The following is an 18,209-nucleotide window of genomic DNA, read 5'->3' as shown; positions in this document are numbered from 1 at the left end:
TAGTCATATGCTGCTTTCATACCGAGGTGCCCTACGTGCAGGGCTGGTGTACTTGTTGCTTTCGGTCTTGTGGATACAGCTCAGTCAGCAGGTATTTAACAATTTTATCGATGAACCCAAGGAAATGATTCACTGGCAGATGCTGCGCGGCTATCTGTGGGTGACCCTCAGCGCCCTGTTTATTTTCCTGTTGTGCGCCCGCAGTGCGCGGGCCCATCGCATCCAGCAACCCTTGACGGAAAATCGCGAGCGCCTGCGCCAGGCGGCGGCGGTGTTCGATTGCACCCGCGAAGGGGTGCTGGTCACCGACGCCCGCGGGCAGATAGTCCACGTCAACCGCGCGTTTATTGAAATCACCGGTTACCAGGTGGAAGACGTGATGGGCCACCAGCCGAGCCTGTTCAAGTCCGGGCGCCATTCGCCGGATTTTTATGAGCAGATGTTTCGCGCCCTCAACCAAGAGGGCGAGTGGAGCGGCGAGATCTGGAACCGCCGTAAAAGCGGGGAAATTTATCCACAGTGGCAAACCATCCGTGTCATCCACGATGACCAGGGCCAGGTCAGCCATTACGTGGCGGTGTTTTCCGACATCAGCGCCATCAAGCATTCCGAGCACGAACTGGCGCACCTGGCCCACCACGACCCGTTGACCGACCTGCCCAACCGCCTGTTGTTCACCGACCGCGCCGAGCAGGCGCTGGCCTCGGCGCAGATTCACAAGCGTGGCTGTGCGCTGTTGATGCTGGATCTGGACCACTTCAAGATCATCAACGACAGCCTGGGTCACAATGTAGGCGACCAGTTGCTCAAGGCCGTGGGCGAGCGCCTGCAGGGCTTGTTCGGTCCCGGCGTGACTTTGGCGCGCCTGGGCGGCGATGAGTTCGCGGTGCTGGCGGAAAGTTGTCCACAGGTGGTCCAGGCGGCCGCCCTGGCCCAGCGCATCATTGACAGCATGAAGCAGCCGTTCGTGTTCAACGGCCACCAGCTGTTTGTCAGCGTGAGTATCGGCATCAGCCTGTTCCCCAGCGATGCCCTGAGTGCCGAACAGCTGCTGCGCAACGCCGACTCCGCGTTGTTCAAGGCCAAGAGTTCCGGGCGCGAAGGCTACGCCCTGTACACCGAGGAACTGACCGCCCACGCCCAGCACCGGATCGAGATCGGCAATGAGCTGCGTCGCGCCCTCGATCAGCAAGAGCTGCGGGTCTACTACCAGCCGGTCCACGACCTGCAAACCAGCCGGATGATTGGTGTGGAAGCCCTGGTGCGCTGGCAGCACCCGCTGCGCGGCCTGGTGTCACCGGCAGAATTTATCCCGATTGCCGAACGCACCGGGTTGATCGCCGAGATTGACGGCTGGGTCATGGAGCAGGCCTGTCGCCAGATGTGCCAGTGGCTGGCAGACGGCAAGAACCTGTCCTTTATGGCGGTCAATATCTCCAGCCGCCTGTTTGCCCGCCACGAATTGTTCGAGCAGGTGGCCAAGGTGCTGCACGACACCGGCCTGGACCCGGCGAAGCTGGAACTGGAAGTCACCGAAAGCGCAGTGATGGACGACCCGGAAGTGGCCCTGGAACAACTGCACCGCCTGCGCGAACTGGGCCTGAGCCTGGCTATCGACGACTTCGGCACTGGCTATTCGTCACTGCTGCGCCTCAAGCGGTTGCCGGTGCAGAAGCTGAAAATCGACCAGGGCTTCGTCGCCGGCCTGCCGTGGGATGAAGACGATGCGGCGATTGTGCGGGTAGTCATCGCCCTGGCGCAGAGCATGGGTATGCAGGTGCAAGCCGAGGGTATCGAGCAGATGGAACAGGCGCGGTTCCTGTTGAATCACCAATGCGACCTGGGCCAGGGCTACTGGTTTGGCCGGCCGATGCTGGCGGCAGAGATTGATTGGGCCCTAGCCCCCGCCATCCACTAACCCCACCCCCCGGGGTTGGAATGCAATAAAAAATGTGGGAGCGGGCTTGCCCGCGATAGCGGTGTATCAGTGCCAGATTTACTGGCTGACACTCCGTCATCGCGGGCAAGCCCGCTCCCACATTTTTATCTGCGCACGCCTTAACGTCGTGTCCTGCCTGAAAATTCTTTCTGGTTATATAAACATTCTTAAATAGTATTTTTAAGAATATCCGCGCTTATCTACTATCGCCCTCACGCCGCAAGCAGTGCCGCCACTGCCAGGCACTTCTCATTTCAGGAGCACGACCATGAGCGCATCTCTACGCAGCGTTGACGGCCAGGACGAAGCAGCCATTTTGCGCGAGATCCAAAGCGCATTGCGTGACCTGCGTTTCGGCGCAGTGGAAATCACCGTACACAACGCCCAAGTGGTGCAGATCGAACGTAAAGAGAAATTCCGCTTGCAGAGCCCGGGCAACAAAACGAGCTGAGCCAAGACGGCGCTTCGATTGCAGGACCCGTACTTATAAGAAAAGCCAACACCCAAGAATTTCAGGAGCTTGTCTATGTCGTCGATTCGCCGTTACGCCCTGGCCGCCCTGGCCAGCGCCGTGTTTGCCGGTTCCGCAGTGGCCAAGGATTACGAGCTGCTTAACGTTTCCTACGATCCGACCCGTGAGCTGTACCAGGAGTACAACGCCGAATTCACCAGTTTCTGGAAAAAGGCGCACCCTGGCGACAACGTCAAGATCCAGCAATCCCACGGTGGTTCGGGCAAGCAGGGCCGGGCGGTGATCGACGGCCTGCGCGCCGACGTGGTGACCCTGGCCCTGGCCGGCGACATCGACGAAATCGCCAAGCTGGGCAAGACCCTGCCAGAGAACTGGCAGACCCGCCTGCCTGAAGCCAGCACGCCATACACCTCGACCATCGTGTTCCTGGTGCGCAAGGGCAACCCCAAGGGCATCAAGGACTGGGGCGACTTGATCAAGAACGACGTCTCGGTGATCACGCCGAACCCGAAAACCTCCGGCGGCGCCCGCTGGAACTTCCTCGCCGCCTGGGCCTATGGCCTCAAGGCCGGTGGCAGCGAAGCCAAGGCCCAGGAATACGTGAAAGCGCTGTTCAAGCACGTGCCGATCCTCGACACCGGTGCGCGCGGTTCGACCATCACCTTCGTCAACAACGGTCAGGGTGACGTGTTGCTGGCCTGGGAAAACGAAGCGTTCCTGGCCCTCAAGGAAGATGGCGGCGCTGACAAGTTCGACATCATCGTGCCGTCCCTGTCGATCCTCGCCGAGCCGCCCGTGGCCGTGGTCGACAAGAACGCCGAGAAAAAGGGCAACACCGAAATCGCTACGGCGTACCTCAACCACCTGTACAGCCCGGCTGGCCAGGAAATCGCGGCGAAGAACTTCTACCGCCCGCGTGACAAGGATGTGGCCGCCAAGTACGCCCAGCAGTTCCCGAAACTGGAACTGGTGACTATCGACAAAGACTTCGGCGGCTGGAAAACTGCCCAACCGAAATTCTTCAACGACGGTGGCGTGTTCGACCAGATCTACACTGCCCAATAACCAACACGGCCTCCCTGTGGAATGCGGCTTGTGTGGGAGCGGGCTTGCTCGCGAAAGCGGTATGTCAGTCACTAAATGCGTTGACTGGCACACCGCTTTCGCGAGTAAGCCCGCTCCCACATGAGTTCGTTCCTGCAGTGGTATTGAACTGTTAACCAAGGACTTTTATGTCGCGTCGTATCTCCCCCGTCATACCCGGCTTCGGGCTGACGCTGGGCTACACCTTGGTGTACCTCAGCCTGATTGTGCTCATACCGCTGGCGGCCATGTTCGTCCACGCCGCCCAACTCACCTGGGATCAGTTCTGGGCCATCATCTCGGCGCCGCGGGTCTGGGCAGCCTTGAAGTTGAGCTTCAGTACCGCCCTGTATGCCGCGCTGATCAACGGCGTGATCGGTACGCTGCTGGCGTGGGTGCTGGTGCGCTACACCTTCCCCGGGCGCAAGATCATCGACGCGATGATCGACCTGCCGTTTGCCCTGCCCACCGCCGTGGCCGGTATTGCGCTGACCGCGCTGTACGCGCCCTCCGGCCTGGTCGGCCAGTTCGCCACCGACATGGGCTTCAAGATCGCCTACACCCCGCTGGGCATCACCCTGGCCCTGACCTTCGTCACGCTGCCTTTCGTGGTGCGTACGGTGCAGCCGGTGCTGGCCGATATCCCCCGGGAAATCGAAGAAGCCGCCGCCTGCCTGGGCGCCAAGCCCTGGCAGGTGTTTCGCTACATCCTCGTGCCGGCGCTGCTGCCGGCCTGGCTGACCGGGTTCGCCCTGGCGTTCGCCCGAGGTGTGGGTGAGTACGGTTCGGTGATTTTCATCGCCGGCAACATGCCGATGAAAACCGAGATCCTGCCGCTGCTGATCATGGTCAAGCTCGACCAATACGACTACACCGGCGCTACCTCCATCGGCGTGCTGATGCTGGTGGTTTCCTTTGTCCTGCTGCTGCTGATCAACTTGTTGCAGCGGCGCATCGAACACCCATAAGGAGGCGCGGAACATGTCCCAATCGTCTATTTCCGCCGCGTCTTCGGCCAATGCTGCCCGCCGTGGCAGTGCGGTGTCGCGACGCATCCTGATCGGCCTTGGCTGGCTGATCTTCGCCCTGTTTTTGCTGTTGCCGCTGTTTATCGTGGTGTCCCAGGGCCTCAAGCTCGGCCTGGGCGCATTCTTTGCCGCGATCTTTGAGCCGGACGCGCTGTCGGCCTTGAAGCTGACGGTGATTGCGGTGCTGATTTCGGTGCCGCTCAACCTGGTATTCGGCGTCAGTGCGGCCTGGTGCGTGAGCAAGTACTCATTCCGTGGCAAAAGCATGCTGGTGACCCTGATCGACCTGCCGTTCTCGGTCTCGCCGGTCATCGCCGGTCTGGTCTATGTGCTGATGTTCGGTGCCCAGGGGTTCTTCGGCCCGTGGCTGCAGGATCACGATATCCAGATCGTCTTCGCCTTGCCGGGCATCGTGCTGGCGACGATCTTCGTCACCGTGCCGTTCGTGGCCCGTGAACTGATCCCGCTGATGCAGGAGCAGGGCACCCAGGAAGAAGAAGCCGCACGCCTGCTGGGCGCCAATGGCTGGCAGATGTTCTGGCATGTCACCGTGCCCAACATCAAGTGGGGCCTGATCTACGGCGTGGTGCTGTGTACCGCGCGGGCGATGGGTGAGTTTGGCGCGGTGTCGGTGGTGTCCGGGCACATTCGCGGCGTGACCAACACCCTGCCGCTGCACGTCGAGATTCTCTACAACGAATACAACCACGTCGCCGCGTTTGCGGTGGCGAGTCTGTTGCTGATCCTGGCGCTCTTCATCCTGCTGCTCAAGCAGTGGAGCGAGAATCGTATTAACCGCCTGCGCGCCGGTGCGGCTGAGGAATAAGTCATGTCGATCGAAGTCCGTAACGTCAGCAAGAACTTCAACGCCTTCAAGGCCCTGGACAGCATCAACCTGGATATCCAGAGTGGCGAGCTGGTGGCTTTGCTTGGCCCCTCCGGCTGCGGCAAGACCACCTTGCTGCGCATCATTGCCGGCCTGGAAACCCCGGATGCCGGGAGCATCGTGTTCCACGGTGAAGACGTGTCCGGCCACGATGTGCGTGATCGCAACGTCGGCTTTGTGTTCCAGCACTACGCGTTGTTCCGCCACATGACCGTGTTCGACAACGTCGCCTTCGGCCTGCGCATGAAGCCGAAGAACCAGCGCCCGAACGAAACCCAGATCGCCGCCAAGGTCCACGAACTGCTGAACATGGTGCAACTGGACTGGCTGTCGGACCGCTACCCGGAACAACTCTCCGGCGGCCAGCGCCAGCGGATCGCCCTGGCCCGTGCCCTGGCGGTGGAGCCCAAGGTACTGCTGCTCGACGAGCCTTTCGGCGCCCTGGACGCCAAGGTCCGCAAGGAACTGCGCCGCTGGCTGGCACGTCTGCACGAGGACATCAACCTGACCTCGGTGTTCGTGACCCACGACCAGGAAGAAGCCATGGAAGTTGCCGACCGCATCGTGGTGATGAACAAGGGCGTGATCGAGCAGATCGGCTCACCGGGCGACGTCTACGAAAACCCGGCCAGCGATTTCGTCTATCACTTCCTCGGCGATTCCAACCGCCTGCACCTGGGTGAAGACCAGCACCTGCTGTTCCGCCCCCACGAAGTGTCGTTGTCACGCCATGAACTGGAAGACCACCATGCTGCGCAAGTGCGCGACATCCGCCCGCTGGGCGCCACCACGCGGGTCACGCTGAAGGTCGAAGGCCAGAGCGAACTGATCGAAGCGGAAGTGGTGAAGGATCACGACAGCCTGACCGGGCTGGCGCGGGGTGAGACGTTGTTCTTCAAGCCCAAGGTCTGGCAAAAGGCTTAAAAAATTGCAAAAAATCTGTGGGAGCGGGCTTGCTCGCGAACGCGCAGTGTCAGTCACTGGATGTACCGACTGAACCACCGCTTTCGCGAGCAAGCCCGCTCCCACATTTGGATTACCGGTGCTTCTCAGACCGTGGCGTTCTTGTGACGCGCGCGCACCGGCCCCGCCCGCTCTTCAATCTGCCGCTTGAGCTCATGGCGCAACCCCAGCAGAAACGCCAGCTCCGCCACCACAAACAACGGCCCCACGATCAGCCCGGACACGTCATCGACGAACGCAGGCTTGCGCCCCTCGTAGTAGTGGCCGACAAACTGGATCACCCAGCCCAGCACAAACAGGCCGATACCACTGCTGAGCCACACCAGCGTGCTTTGCGCCGCCAGCACATGCCCGGCCCACACCGACAGGCCCATCAGCACGCTCATCAACACCCCCAGCGCCAGTTCCAGGCGCAGGTAGAACCCCGCAGAAAACAGTGCCAGCAGCACCGCCGGTGACAGCCACAGGCCGGTCACTTGCCATTCGGGGCGTGACAGCAGCACGGCGACGGCCACCACGATCATGGGGATGCCGATAAAGTGGCTGGCGATGTTGCGGGGGTCGCGGTGGTAGGCGGCGTATTGGCTCAGATGGTCGACGAGGCTTTTCATTGTTATTCCTCCTGTAGGATGCTTGATCATGCCCTGTAGGACTGCGACAAACTGTCAACTGGGCGACAATCTTTGGAGTTCTCATGGACGCAGAGTCTTGGCATGGGCGCCTGTCCAGCGGCCACTGGTACCGCCATCTGCCTGCTCCTTTGCAGCATAGCTTGCTGGCCAACGCCCGCGTGCGGCAGCTGGCGGCGGGGCAGGTGCTGTTCAAGCGCGGCGACCCACCGTGCGGCTTGTATGCGGTGCTCGATGGCAGCCTGCGCATCAGCGCGGTGAACGAGCAGGGCAAGGAAGCGTTGTTGAGCCTGGCGCAAGCGCCTTTCTGGTTTGGCGAAATCGCCGTGTTCGACGGCCTGCCACGCACCCACGACGCTTGTGCGGTCGGGCCTTGCACGCTGTTGCAGGTCCCGCAGTCGGCGATCCTGCACTTGCTTGCGCACAGCCCGGCCTATTGGCGGGACATGGCCTTGCTGATGAGCCAGAAGTTGCGGCTGACCTTTATCAATATCGAGCAGTTGAGCCTTGCGCCCGCGTCGGTGCGGGTGGCCCATCGGTTGTGGATGATTGCCGAGGGTTATGGCGAGATCGACGGCTCGCGGCGTGTGGTGCAATTGGCGCAGGAGGATTTGGCGGCGATGCTGGGTGTGTCGCGCCAGACCACCAATGCGCTGCTCAAGGCGTTGCAAGAGCAGGGCGTTGTGCGGTTGGGGTATGGGGAGATTGAGATACTCGATGCCCAGCGGTTGCGGGAGATGGCGCAGGGGTAGGCGGTGCCTGTAGCGGCCCTTTCGCGAGCAAGCCCGCTCCCACATCCGACCACATTCCAAAGAATGTACTCGGTCAAATGTGGGAGCGGGCTTGCTCGCGAAAGGGCCCTCCCAGGCACTAAATAACCTCAGTCCGGCTGAAACGGCGAAGCACTCAGCACCACCCCCGTCTCCTCCACATACTGTTGCCAATGGCCAATCAAGGTCGCCAGCTTTTCCGGCTGGCTCGACGCCAGGTCATGGATCTCTCCGGGATCCCTGCCCAAGTCATACAGCTGCCAGGTCGCCGGCCCCACGGGACCTGGGATGTACACCGCCTTCCACTGCCCCTGGCGAATCGCCCGGCGGCCGAACAGTTCCCAGCCGGTGACGGTGTGTTCATCGTGCACCTGCAGGGTCTCCCCGGACAAAAAGCCCAGCCACGACTTGCCCCGCAGCGGCGCAATCGGCTTGCCGCGCCACTGTTTACCGGGGTGGCGCACGCCGGCCAGGTCGAGAATGGTCGGGGTGATATCCATCACCGTGCCAAAGCCATGGCTGATCCGACCCTTGAGTGCCAGCTGCGGGTAATGCACCAGCGCCGGCACGCGGATCCCGCCTTCGGTGGTGAAGGCCTTGAACAGGCGCGACGGCGCGGTGGCCACCTGGGCCCAGGACGGTCCATACCAGACATAGGAGTTGGCGCGGCCGATGTTGCCCAGGCTGTTGTCGTAATGCTGGTTGAGGTAAGTCAGCAGCTCAGGCCCGAATTTGGGGAAGGCTTCCAGCAGCGCGCCCTCGGCGCCGTTGTCGGACATAAACAGGATGAAGGTATTGTCCAGTTGCCCCTGCTGGCGCAGGTACTCCACCACCCGGCCGATGTTCCAGTCCATGCGCTCGACCATCGCCGCATACACTTCCATGGCCCGCGCCGAGACCTGGCGTTGTTCATCGCTCAGGGCCGCCCACTGGGTGTTCAGTTCGATCAGCGGATGGGGCTCGACATCGGCATCGATCAGCCCCAGGGCCTTGAGTTTTTCCAGGCGCTCCAGGCGCAGCACCTCGGGGCCGGCGTCGTAGCGGCCACGGTATTTGTCGACGATCTCTACCGGCGCCTGCAACGGCCAGTGCGGGGCGGAAAACGGCAGGTAGGCGAAGAACGGCCGGGCCTGGTCGCGTTCCTTGAGGTACTGCAAGAGCTTGTCGCCAAAGGCATCGGAGGAATAGAAACCTTCGGGCAATTGCTCGACGAAGTGGTCGTCCTCGATATACAGCGCCGGGGTGGATTTGAGCAGGCCAGGGGTGGTGTCGTCGTAGGTCGGCTCGAAGCCATAGTGGTTGGCCGCCCCCGGCAGCAGCGAAAACGAGCGCTCGAAACCCCGGGCGTGGGGCGCCAGTTCAGCGGTCAGTCCCAGGTGCCATTTGCCGCTCATCAGGGTCTGGTAACCGGCGTCGCGCAGCAGTTCGGGCAGGGCCACCACCTTGTCGTTGAGGTAGCCTTCATAGCCCGGCTTGCCGATCAGTTCCGGGGTCAGCGCCTCGGCCATGGTGCCGATGCCGGCGATATGGTGGTCAGTGCCGGTGAGCAGCATCGAACGGGTCGGCGAGCAGGTGGGCGCGGTGTGAAAATCGGTCAGGCGCAGGCCGTTGAGCGCCAGGGCGTCCAGGTGCGGTGTAAAGATTTCCCCGCCAAAGGCCCCGAGGTCGGAGAAGCCCATGTCATCGGCCAGGATCACTAGAAAGTTGGGACGTTGCGACATCAAGACACTCCTCAATCAGCAGGCAATAAACGCCAGGGGCAGGTCACGGATCTGTTCACGCAGCGGCGGCTGGTAATGGTCGTCGCTGATCAACTCGTGCAGCAGTTCTTCGCGCAATTGGTGGAAGTCGAAACTGCTGCGCTGGCGCGGATGGGGCAGGGCGATGTCCACCACCTGCTTGATCCGCCCGGGCCGGGGCTCCATCACCACCACGCGGTCGGCAAGAAAAATCGCTTCTTCCACATCGTGGGTCACCAGCACCGTGGTGATCCTGGCGCGGGCGCGGATCGCCAGCAGTTCATCCTGCATCTGCTGGCGGGTCAGGGCGTCGAGGGCGCCGAAGGGCTCGTCCAGCAATAGGATGCGCGGGCTGGCCACCAGGCCGCGGGCGATTGCCACCCGTTGCGCCATGCCGCCAGACAATTGGTGTGGGTAGGCGCGGGTGAAATCGGTGAGGCCCACCAGCTCGATAAAATCGCTGATGCGCTGTTGGCGCTGGGCCTCGCTCAAGGGCTCGTTGACCAGGCCCAGGCCGATGTTTTCTGCTACCGTCAGCCACGGGAACAAACGGTGTTCCTGGAACACGATGCCGCGCTCGCCGCCGATGCCTTGCACTGCCTTGCCATCGACGCAGATTTCGCCGCGAAACTGCGTATCCAGGCCGATCAGCAGGCGCAGCAAGGTGGATTTGCCGCAGCCGCTGGAACCGACGATCGCGACGAACTCGCCCTCGGCAATGTCCAGGTTGAATTCGCGGATGGCCTCCAGCTCGAAGCCATCGACGTCGAAGGTCTTGCCCACATGGTTGAAGCTGACGATAGGTGCAGTCATGCGTGTCTCCAGCGCGTGGCGCGGGTTTCGATGCGTTGGCCGATAAGGTTGAGTGCCGCGCCCGTGAGGCCGACCAGGAGCATGCCGCTCATGATCAGGTCCATGCGCAGCAGCTGTTGGGCGCCGATCATCAGGCTGCCGATGCCGCCATTGGACGGCATGAAATATTCCGCGCCGATGGTGCCCAGCCAGGCGTAGATCAGGCTCAGGCGCAGCCCGGCAAAAATGCCCGCCGCCGCCCCCGGCAGCACCAGGCGGCGCAGGCGCAGGGCCAGGCTCAGGCGCAGCACCTGGGCGGCTTCATTGAGCTGCGGCGAGAGGTTGAGCACGCTGCGTTGGGTGGCGATAAACAGCGGGAAAAACGCGGCAAGGGCGATAAACACCGACTTGGCCAACTCCCCCAGGCCGAACCAGGCGGTAAGCAGCGGTACCCAGGCAAAAATCGCGATCTGGCGCAGGGCCGCCAGGGTTGGGCCCAGTACCCGCTCACTGCGGCGCGACAGGCCCAACAGCAGGCCAAGGGCAAAACCCAGCCCGCCGCCAAGGAGCAAGCCACTCAAGGTGCGTCCCAGGCTTTTGCCCAGGGCGCTGAGCAGGCTGCCATCGAATATGCCGCTGGCGGTGGTGTACAACACGGTCCACGGGCTGACCAGGATATTAGGATCGACCCAGTCCAGGGCTGTCGCCGACTGCCACAGCGCCAACAGGCTCAAGGGCAGCAACCACGGTTGCAGGCGTTGCCAGCCCTGGTAGCGCGGGCCACGGCGGATCTGCGCGGTCGCCGGATGGGGCCAGTGCACCCACTTGCGATCCAGCCAGCCAATGCCGCGATCCATCGTCACGCCCAGCACGCCAATGACCACGATGCATACAAATACGATATCGAGCATGAACAGCTGCCGTGCCCACACCATCAGGTAGCCGATGCCTTCGCTGGAGGCCAGCAATTCCACGGCCAGCAACGAGGTCCAGCCGGCGGCCAGGGCCAGGCGTACACCTGCCATGAATGCGGGCAGTGCGGCGGGCAGGATCAGCCGGCGGATCAGCAGGTGCGTGGGTAAGCGCAGCACCCGCGCGGCCTCGCGTAAACCGGGCTGGGCATCGCGCACGCCGACCAGGGTGTGCAGGGTCACCGGCACCACAATCGCCTTGACCAGCACCACCAGCTTAAGGGTTTCGCCGATCCCGAAAAACACCATGAACAGCGGGATCCAGGCCAGGGTCGGGACTTGCGACAGGGCGCTGAAGGTCGGGAACACCAGGCGCTCGGCGCGTGCACTCAAGCCCAGCAGCGCACCCAGCAACGCCCCGGCGCCGACCCCTGCGAGCAATCCCCAGAACAGCCGTTGCAGGCTGATCGCCAAATGGCTCCACAACTCGCCGCCGGCCAGTTCCACGGCGCTGCTCCAGACCAGCGCGGGGGCGGGCAATATCTGCTCGCTCATCCAGTGCTGACGGCTGGCCAGCCACCACAGCGCAAACAGCGTGAGTGGCAGCAGCCACGGCAGCAGGCGTTCCCTCAGGTTCGGCCAATGTGCCCGCCCGGCCTTGGCGGGGGCGGCGAGCGGCAGGCTCAACAGTGAGATTCGGGCCATGGAAGACCTCCGTGGTCGGCGAGTGCGTTATGTGATTTTGATCTTATAAACAAACAATCAAGATTATTTAGGGATAAGAAAAACCATTTAAAGCCTCTGCCCGACACGCATCCAATGCATTTGGAGAATATTTTCCATGCTGTTGATGCATAACCCTCTGGAACCGGCGTCTGTGGCTGCATAGTCCAAAAAGCTATTAAATTGTGAATTTATAGTATTTAAAGTTTTTATCGTGTTGTGCGTACTTTCTGCTCACCAGGCCACCGTCGCCCACAGGAGCACCTCTATGAAACTGCCCTTCAAACGCTTGATTACCCTGGTTGCCGGCACCGCGCTCGCCGGGCTGGTGCATGCCGCCGACCTCAAGGAAATCCGCATCGCCGTGCCCGACCTGAGCGCCGGTACCCAGAACAGCGGTGGTGGCTTGACGGATGTGCTGAGGAGCCAGCAGATCTTTGAAAAAGCCTTCGCCGACCAGGGCATCAAGATCCAGTGGAATTACTTCAAGGGCGCCGGTCCCGTGATCAATGAGGCCTTTGCCAACGGCCAGGTGGACCTGGCTTACCTGGGCGACCTGGCAGCGATCATCGGCCGTTCCAATGGCCTCGACACTCGCCTGTTGAGCGCCACCGCTCGCGGGGTGAAGCAATACCTGGGCGTGGTGCCGGGCTCGGGGATCAAGACCTTGCAGGACCTTAAGGGCAAGCGCGTGGCGGTGTTTCGCGGCACGGCCACCCAGTTGTCCCTCAACGGCGCCCTGGCCAGCCAGGGTTTGAGTGAAAAGGACCTGAAGATCATCAACCTGGATTTCAACGCCGCCGTGGCCGCCCTGGCTGCCAAGCAGGTCGATGCGACCTGGGGCGGGTCGAACCTCAGTTCATTGCAGGCCAAGGGCCTGGCCGAAATCCCCCTGACCACCAAGGACCTTGGCGGCGCAGGCAGCATCCAGGCGGTGCTGGTGGGCAGCGGCACGTTTGTCGACGCCCATCCCGAGGTGGTGGCCAAGCTGCTCAAGGCGCAGCAGCAGGCGGTGCAGTGGTTGACCGATGACAACAACAAGCAGGCGTATATCGATTTGGTGTCGGGGCTGGCGAGTTATCCGCCGGTGATTCTGACCAATGATCTGAAGGACCAGAAACTCAGTGAGATTTTCCCGTCGACGTTGGATCCGGTGTTCCTGGGCAAGCTGCAGGACGCGGTGGATCTGGCTTCGAAGGAGCGGCTGATTCGCAAGTCGTTCCAGGTCAGTGATTGGGTGGTGCCGGGGTTGGTGGCGGCGGGGCTTTGAATTAAGTGGTGACTGTACCGGCCTCATCGCGAGCAATCCCGCTCCCACATTTGACCGCATTCCAACGGATGTAATCGGTCAAATGTGGGAGCGGGCTTGCCCGCGATGGCGCCCTTCAGACCGCCACATCCATCGCCTGCCGATCCACCGCCACCAACGTCTCGATCATCGCTTTTGCCGCCGGCGACAAGCGCGAGCCGGTGCGGCTGACGATCCCGCACCGCGCGCTCATGGTCTCCATGTTCTGTGGCAGGTTGCGCCAGTGCAGCAGCACCAGGGCGCCGCGGGCGATGTCCTCGGCAAAGGCTTCCTCAGTGCCCACGCCAATGGCGTTGGACTGCAACACGATCTTCACCAGCGCCGGGAAGTGCTCGGTCTGGATGCTCGGTGAAAAGTCCATGCGCCCGCTGAGGTTCGCCAGCAGTTTGCGAATGCCCTGGGAGATCAGCGGCGACGCCAGCGGGTAGTCGAACATGTCGTTGGTCGAAAGGCTGTCCTTGGCCAGCAGTGGATGCCCAGGCCTGCAAAAAAATACCCCGCGCTTGGGCGAAAGCGCCTGGGTCTGGAAATTCGGATCGGCTTCGAACTGGCGGATGTCGGCGATAAAGAATTCGATCTCTTCCCGGCTCAGGCTGCGGCTCAGCGTTTCCCAGTTATCCACCTGGAACCGCGTGCGGATTTTCGGGTGGGCGTTGACGAAGCGCGCCACCGCGTCCGGCACCAGCTTCACCGCTGGCGCCGGGCCGCAACCGAAGCGCAGTTCGCCGGCATCGAGCTTGGTCATGCGCGTCACTTCACTGCTCAGCAGCGCGGCGCCGTGCACCAGGCTCAGGGCATGTTGCAGCACCACCTGGCCTTCCGGGGTGGGGCGCAAATCCTTGTGGCCACGGTCCACCAGCACGCAGCCAAATTCCTGTTCCAGGCCCTGGATGCTGCGGCTGAACGCCGGTTGCGTGATGCCCATGGCGTCGGCCGCGCGCACAAAACTGCGGTGTTCGTTGAGGGCGATGAAGTAGCGCAGTTGGCGAAGATCCATATGCTTTCCCGGCATTTTAAAAATAGGTCGAAGGCATTTGCGACCAGGGGAGCTGAGGTTTTAAATGCAAGCTCTTATTCCGTCAACGAAGCATGTGTTCATTTGCTAGACCTAAATTGCATATGAATAGAGCGTTGGCACAGCGTCACCCAACCGTAAGCAGACACATGAGGGTCATCCAATGAGCAATGCCGCACTCGCTGTTCAACCCGTCGCCCTGGCGCTGGATATCCACCCGGTCGCCGGGCGTATCGGCGCCGAGATCCGGGGCATCAAACTGTCCGGCGACCTCGACGCCGCCACCGTCGACGCCATCCAGCAAGCGCTGGTGCAGTACAAGGTGATCTTCTTTCGGCAGCAGACTCACCTCGATGATCAGAGCCAGGAAGCGTTTGCCCACTTGCTCGGCGAGCCGATTGCCCACCCCACGGTGCCGGTGCGCGATGGCACGCGGTTTTTGCTGGAGCTCGATGGCGCCCGTGGTCATCGTGCCAACTCCTGGCACACCGATGTGACCTTCGTCGATGCGTACCCCAAGGCCTCGATCCTGCGTTCGGTGCTGGCGCCTTCATCGGGTGGCGACACGGTCTGGGCCAACACTTCCAGCGCCTACAACGACTTGACGCCCGAAGTGCGCGCGCTGGCCGACATCCTGTGGGCGGTACACAGCAACGAATACGACTACGCCGCGCGCAAGCCGGATGTGGCGCCTGAAAAGCTCGAGGAATACCGCAAGATCTTCACCTCGACGGTGTACGAGACCGAGCACCCGGTGGTGCGCGTACACCCGGTCAGCGGCGAGAAGACCTTGCTGCTGGGGCATTTCGTCAAGCGCCTGAAGGGCTACTCGCAGGCCGATTCCGCGCACTTGTTCAACTTGCTGCAAAGCCACGTCACCCGCCTGGAAAACACCGTGCGCTGGCGCTGGAACACCGGCGACGTAGCGATCTGGGACAACCGCGCCACCCAACATTACGCAGTGGATGACTACGGCACCCAGGAACGCATCGTGCGCCGCGTGACCCTCAAGGGTGATGTGCCGGTCGGGGTGCAGGGGCAGCGGAGCCAGACCATCAAGGGCGTGTAGCCCAGCGCAGATCAAATGTGGGAGCGGGCAAGCCCGCTCCCACACAAGCCCGCGTCCCACAGGGGGTTTGGGTGTTTACCAAACCCCGATCTGCACCACCTTTTCCGCTTCCGGCTCCCCATAACGAAACCGTTGGCCACGCAGGTCAATCTCCGCGTGGCTGATGGTGGTGCGCCGCTTCAAACCCCGCAGCCATTCGAACAGATAGCCCTGATGCTCTTCTCGCACCGGGGCATACGCTGGGTCAGCGCCCAAATCGTGCAGTTCCTGGGGATCGTTTTCGAGGTCGAACAGCTGCGCGCGAAAGCCGTCATAGGCCAGGTATTTCCAGCGTTCGCTGCGCACCATGGTCATGCGGCAACGGTCGATCGGCTGCGCCAGGCGTTCGCGGGCCGGGGCCTGGAAGGCGTAGTCGTACTCGGCAATGGCGTAGCGGCGCCAGTCGGTTTCCAGGCCATGCAGCAGCGCGATCAACGAGCGGCCTTCCAGGCGATGCTCGGCGTTGGGCAGGCCCAGGGCCTCAAGGAACGTGGGCAGGGCATCGATGGTTTCCACCAGGCGTGCGTCCACCGTACCCCGACTGATATCGGCAGCGGCACGCGGGTCGCGGACAATCAGCGGAACCCCCACCGCCGGCTCCAGCAAAAACTCTTTTTCACCCAGGTGGTGGTCGCCGAGGAAGTCGCCATGGTCGCTGGTGAACACAATCAGCGTGTCATCCCAGCGGCCAGTGCTGTGCAGCACATCGAACAGCCGGCCGAGCTGGTCATCGACCTGCTTGATCAGGCCCATATAGGTGGGAATCACCCGTAGCCGTACCTCGTCGCGGGAAAAATTCAGGCTCTCCTGGTGTTGGCGGAAGGCCTGGTACACCGGGTGATCACTGGCCTGCCCGGGCTCGGCGCGCAGGGGCGCCTGCACCTGATCGACGCCATACAACGCGTGATACGGCGCAGGCGCGATATAGGGCCAGTGCGGCTTGATGTACGACAGGTGCAGGCACCAGGGCTGCTCGCCTTGTTCGTGGATAAAGTCGATGGCGCGGTCGGTGGTGTAGACCGTCTCCGAATGCGCCTCGTCCACCCGCGCCGGCAAGTGGGCGTTGCGCATGTGCCAGCCACTCAGGACTTCCCCGCCTTCGCCGGCGGCGGCGTTGGCCCATTCATGCCAGGGGTTGGCGCCGGCATAACCCTGTTCGCGCAGGTAGTGGGTGTAGGGCGCGGACTCGCGCTTGCTTTCGAACAGCGGGCTGTCGGGGAAGATCCCGTCATGGCGAAAGTACGCCTCGAATCCGACCTCGTTGAGTGGCTGCGCTTGCGCGCTGTCGGGGTCGATCTCCAGGCGTTGCAGTGCGTCGAGATTGGGCGTGGCGTGGGTCTTGCCCACCAGCGCGGTGCGGATGCCGTGGGGGCGCAGGTAGTCGCCGATGGTCAGCTCTTCCAGGGGCAGCGGCACAGCGTTCCATGCCACTTGATGGCTGCTGACGTAGCGCCCGGTATAGGCCGACATGCGCGACGGCCCGCAGATCGTGCCCTGGGTGTAGGCGCGGCTGAAACGCACGCCGGCGGCGGCCAGGCGATCGATATTGGGCGTGTGCAGGTGGGCGTGGCCGTAGCAGGAAAGGTAATCGCGACGCAGTTGGTCGCACATGATGTAGAGCACGTTGCGCACAGGGGACATGAGGGTTTACCGAACGGGGAACAGGCAGTGTTTTTCGCCGGTGAAGCGGGGGTGAGGCAAGTGCATTTGGGGAATGAGGTTTATGCAGGCGGTGCATGGTCAGCCCACATTGGAATGCGATCAACCTGTGGGAGCGGGCTTGCCCGCGATAGCGGTCTTTCAGACCGCAAGATTCTCCAGCGCACACACCTGCTCATCCTGCTCATCCACCTCCTTGATCTGCTCGATCATCGCCTCCGCCAGCGGCGACAACCGATACCCCGCCCGGCTGACAATGCCATAGCGGGTGTAACGCTCCTCCAGGTCCTCGGCCAGGCCGTCGATCTTCAAGCACACCAAGTCGCCCCGGGCCATGTGCAGCACGTCGCTGTTGGCGCTGACGATACCGATGGCGTCGGAACGCAGCACCACCCCCAGCAGGCTATAGCCGTTCTCGCATTCGACATTGGGCGTGTAGTCCGGCCGGCCGCTGAGGTCGACGATGACCTTGCGCAGGTTCGGCGGGCGGATGGTCACGGCCAGGGGATAACTCATCAGCTCGGCGGCGCTGACACTTTCGCGCTGGGCCAACGGGTGCCCGCTGCGGCAGCAAAAGTGCCATTTGCGCGGGCGCAGGCGGTGGGTCTGGTAGTCGGGGTTGGCTTCGAAGTGGCGGGTGTCGGCGACGAAGAATTCGAACTCTTCGCTGAGCAGGCGCTTGCCCAGGCTTTGCCAGTCATCCACCTGGAACTGCACGCGAGCCTTGGGGTAGCGCCCGATAAAGCTGCCGATCGCACGCGGGATCAACCCGGCCGCTGGGGCCGGGCCGCAGCCAAAGCGCAGTTCGCCGGCTTCCAGGCCGTTGAACTGGCTGATCTCGTTGGCCAACTGCTGCGCGCCGCTGACCAGGCGCCGTGCATGTTCCAGCAGCACCTGGCCTTGCTTGGTCGGGGCCAGGTCCTTGCGCCCGCGATCCACCAGTTGGCAGCCGGCACTGTGTTCCAGGGCCTGGATGCTACGGCTGAAGGCCGATTGCGACAGGTTCACGGTGGTCGCGGCCGCGACAAAGCTGCGCTGTTCGGCGAGGGCGATGAAGTGACGGAGCTGACGCAAGTCGATATGCATTTTTCACATTAAAAATATCGGGGAAATGCATTGGCTATGCATTAGGTCGACTCCTTATAAAGGCTATCTCTTATGCAGTAAATGTTTGTAAAAACAT

Annotated in this window: 16 protein-coding genes; 9 read left to right on the top strand and 7 right to left on the bottom strand. The window is 62.3% G+C overall.

All coding sequences use genetic code 11. The annotated features are described in order from the left end of the window. Positions 1-7 precede the first annotated feature (7 nt). The 6 genes from dibA (at position 8) to HBO24_RS07260 (ending at position 6,332) form a co-directional block, all read left to right on the top strand. Positions 8-1,918: a phosphodiesterase DibA gene (gene dibA, locus HBO24_RS07285; protein ID WP_170059496.1), complete on the top strand. Its 1,911-nt coding sequence runs from the start codon at positions 8-10 to the stop codon at positions 1,916-1,918. Positions 1,919-2,207: 289 nt separating this feature from the next. Beyond that, positions 2,208-2,390 (top strand): sulfur starvation response protein OscA, encoded by a 183-nt coding sequence (gene oscA / locus HBO24_RS07280; RefSeq protein ID WP_057436988.1) that lies wholly within the window; start codon positions 2,208-2,210, stop codon positions 2,388-2,390. 75 nt (positions 2,391-2,465) lie between these two features. Beyond that, positions 2,466-3,476 (top strand): sulfate ABC transporter substrate-binding protein, encoded by a 1,011-nt coding sequence (locus tag HBO24_RS07275; protein ID WP_057436990.1) that lies wholly within the window; start codon positions 2,466-2,468, stop codon positions 3,474-3,476. Between the two features lie 167 nt (positions 3,477-3,643). Next, complete coding sequence (gene cysT, locus HBO24_RS07270; protein ID WP_057436992.1) at positions 3,644-4,462, top strand: sulfate ABC transporter permease subunit CysT; 819 nt, start codon at positions 3,644-3,646, stop codon at positions 4,460-4,462. 13 nt (positions 4,463-4,475) lie between these two features. Next, complete coding sequence (cysW, locus tag HBO24_RS07265) at positions 4,476-5,348, top strand: sulfate ABC transporter permease subunit CysW (RefSeq protein WP_029299486.1); 873 nt, start codon at positions 4,476-4,478, stop codon at positions 5,346-5,348. A gap of 3 nt (positions 5,349-5,351) precedes the next feature. After that, positions 5,352-6,332, top strand: coding sequence for a sulfate ABC transporter ATP-binding protein (locus HBO24_RS07260; protein ID WP_057436996.1), 981 nt, complete (start codon positions 5,352-5,354; stop codon positions 6,330-6,332). Positions 6,333-6,457: 125 nt separating this feature from the next. Here the strand turns inward: HBO24_RS07260 and HBO24_RS07255 are convergent, their stop codons facing one another. Next, positions 6,458-6,982, bottom strand: a complete 525-nt coding sequence (locus HBO24_RS07255; RefSeq protein ID WP_170044778.1) for an Mpo1-like protein — start codon at positions 6,980-6,982, stop codon at positions 6,458-6,460. A gap of 83 nt (positions 6,983-7,065) precedes the next feature. On the opposite strand from HBO24_RS07255, the gene HBO24_RS07250 reads away from it, so the two are divergent. After that, positions 7,066-7,752 carry a Crp/Fnr family transcriptional regulator gene (locus HBO24_RS07250; RefSeq protein WP_128593629.1) on the top strand — a complete coding sequence of 229 codons (687 nt, stop codon included), beginning with the start codon at positions 7,066-7,068 and terminating at the stop codon, positions 7,750-7,752. A gap of 128 nt (positions 7,753-7,880) precedes the next feature. Here HBO24_RS07250 and HBO24_RS07245 read toward each other — a convergent pair whose 3' ends face one another. The 3 genes from HBO24_RS07245 to HBO24_RS07235 are packed head-to-tail and all read right to left on the bottom strand — an operon-like array spanning position 7,881 to position 11,917. Continuing rightward, positions 7,881-9,491 (bottom strand): arylsulfatase, encoded by a 1,611-nt coding sequence (locus HBO24_RS07245; RefSeq protein ID WP_170059495.1) that lies wholly within the window; start codon positions 9,489-9,491, stop codon positions 7,881-7,883. A 15-nt stretch (positions 9,492-9,506) separates the two neighbouring features. Beyond that, a complete protein-coding gene (locus HBO24_RS07240; RefSeq protein ID WP_170059494.1) occupies positions 9,507-10,322 on the bottom strand; it encodes an ABC transporter ATP-binding protein in 816 nt (271 codons plus the stop codon). Then, a complete protein-coding gene (locus HBO24_RS07235; protein WP_170059493.1) occupies positions 10,319-11,917 on the bottom strand; it encodes an ABC transporter permease subunit in 1,599 nt (532 codons plus the stop codon). Before HBO24_RS07235 ends, HBO24_RS07240 begins: the two co-directional genes overlap by 4 nt. A 286-nt stretch (positions 11,918-12,203) precedes the next feature. On the opposite strand from HBO24_RS07235, the gene HBO24_RS07230 reads away from it, so the two are divergent. Beyond that, the gene (locus tag HBO24_RS07230; protein ID WP_170059492.1) at positions 12,204-13,205 is read left to right on the top strand and encodes an ABC transporter substrate-binding protein; all 1,002 of its coding nucleotides are present in this window, start codon (positions 12,204-12,206) and stop codon (positions 13,203-13,205) included. A gap of 115 nt (positions 13,206-13,320) precedes the next feature. Here the strand turns inward: HBO24_RS07230 and HBO24_RS07225 are convergent, their stop codons facing one another. Then, complete coding sequence (locus tag HBO24_RS07225) at positions 13,321-14,241, bottom strand: LysR family transcriptional regulator (RefSeq protein WP_170059491.1); 921 nt, start codon at positions 14,239-14,241, stop codon at positions 13,321-13,323. Positions 14,242-14,422: 181 nt separating this feature from the next. Here HBO24_RS07225 and HBO24_RS07220 point away from each other — a divergent pair, with 181 nt between their 5' ends. Next, positions 14,423-15,328, top strand: a complete 906-nt coding sequence (locus HBO24_RS07220) for a TauD/TfdA family dioxygenase (protein WP_170059490.1) — start codon at positions 14,423-14,425, stop codon at positions 15,326-15,328. 75 nt (positions 15,329-15,403) lie between these two features. Here the strand turns inward: HBO24_RS07220 and HBO24_RS07215 are convergent, their stop codons facing one another. Both HBO24_RS07215 and HBO24_RS07210 read right to left on the bottom strand, forming a co-directional pair. Continuing rightward, entirely contained in the window at positions 15,404-17,008 is a 1,605-nt protein-coding gene (locus HBO24_RS07215; RefSeq protein WP_170059489.1) for an alkaline phosphatase family protein, read from the bottom strand. A gap of 159 nt (positions 17,009-17,167) precedes the next feature. Beyond that, positions 17,168-18,112, bottom strand: coding sequence for a LysR family transcriptional regulator (locus tag HBO24_RS07210; protein WP_170059488.1), 945 nt, complete (start codon positions 18,110-18,112; stop codon positions 17,168-17,170). Positions 18,113-18,209 lie beyond the last annotated feature (97 nt).

The organism is Pseudomonas sp. WS 5410 (genome assembly GCF_012985645.1).
In the GTDB taxonomy this organism is placed as follows: Bacteria; Pseudomonadota; Gammaproteobacteria; order Pseudomonadales; family Pseudomonadaceae; genus Aquipseudomonas; species Aquipseudomonas shahriarae.
The sequence above is the reverse complement of the archived record's forward strand: the minus strand, read 5'-3'. Positions and strand labels throughout refer to the sequence as shown.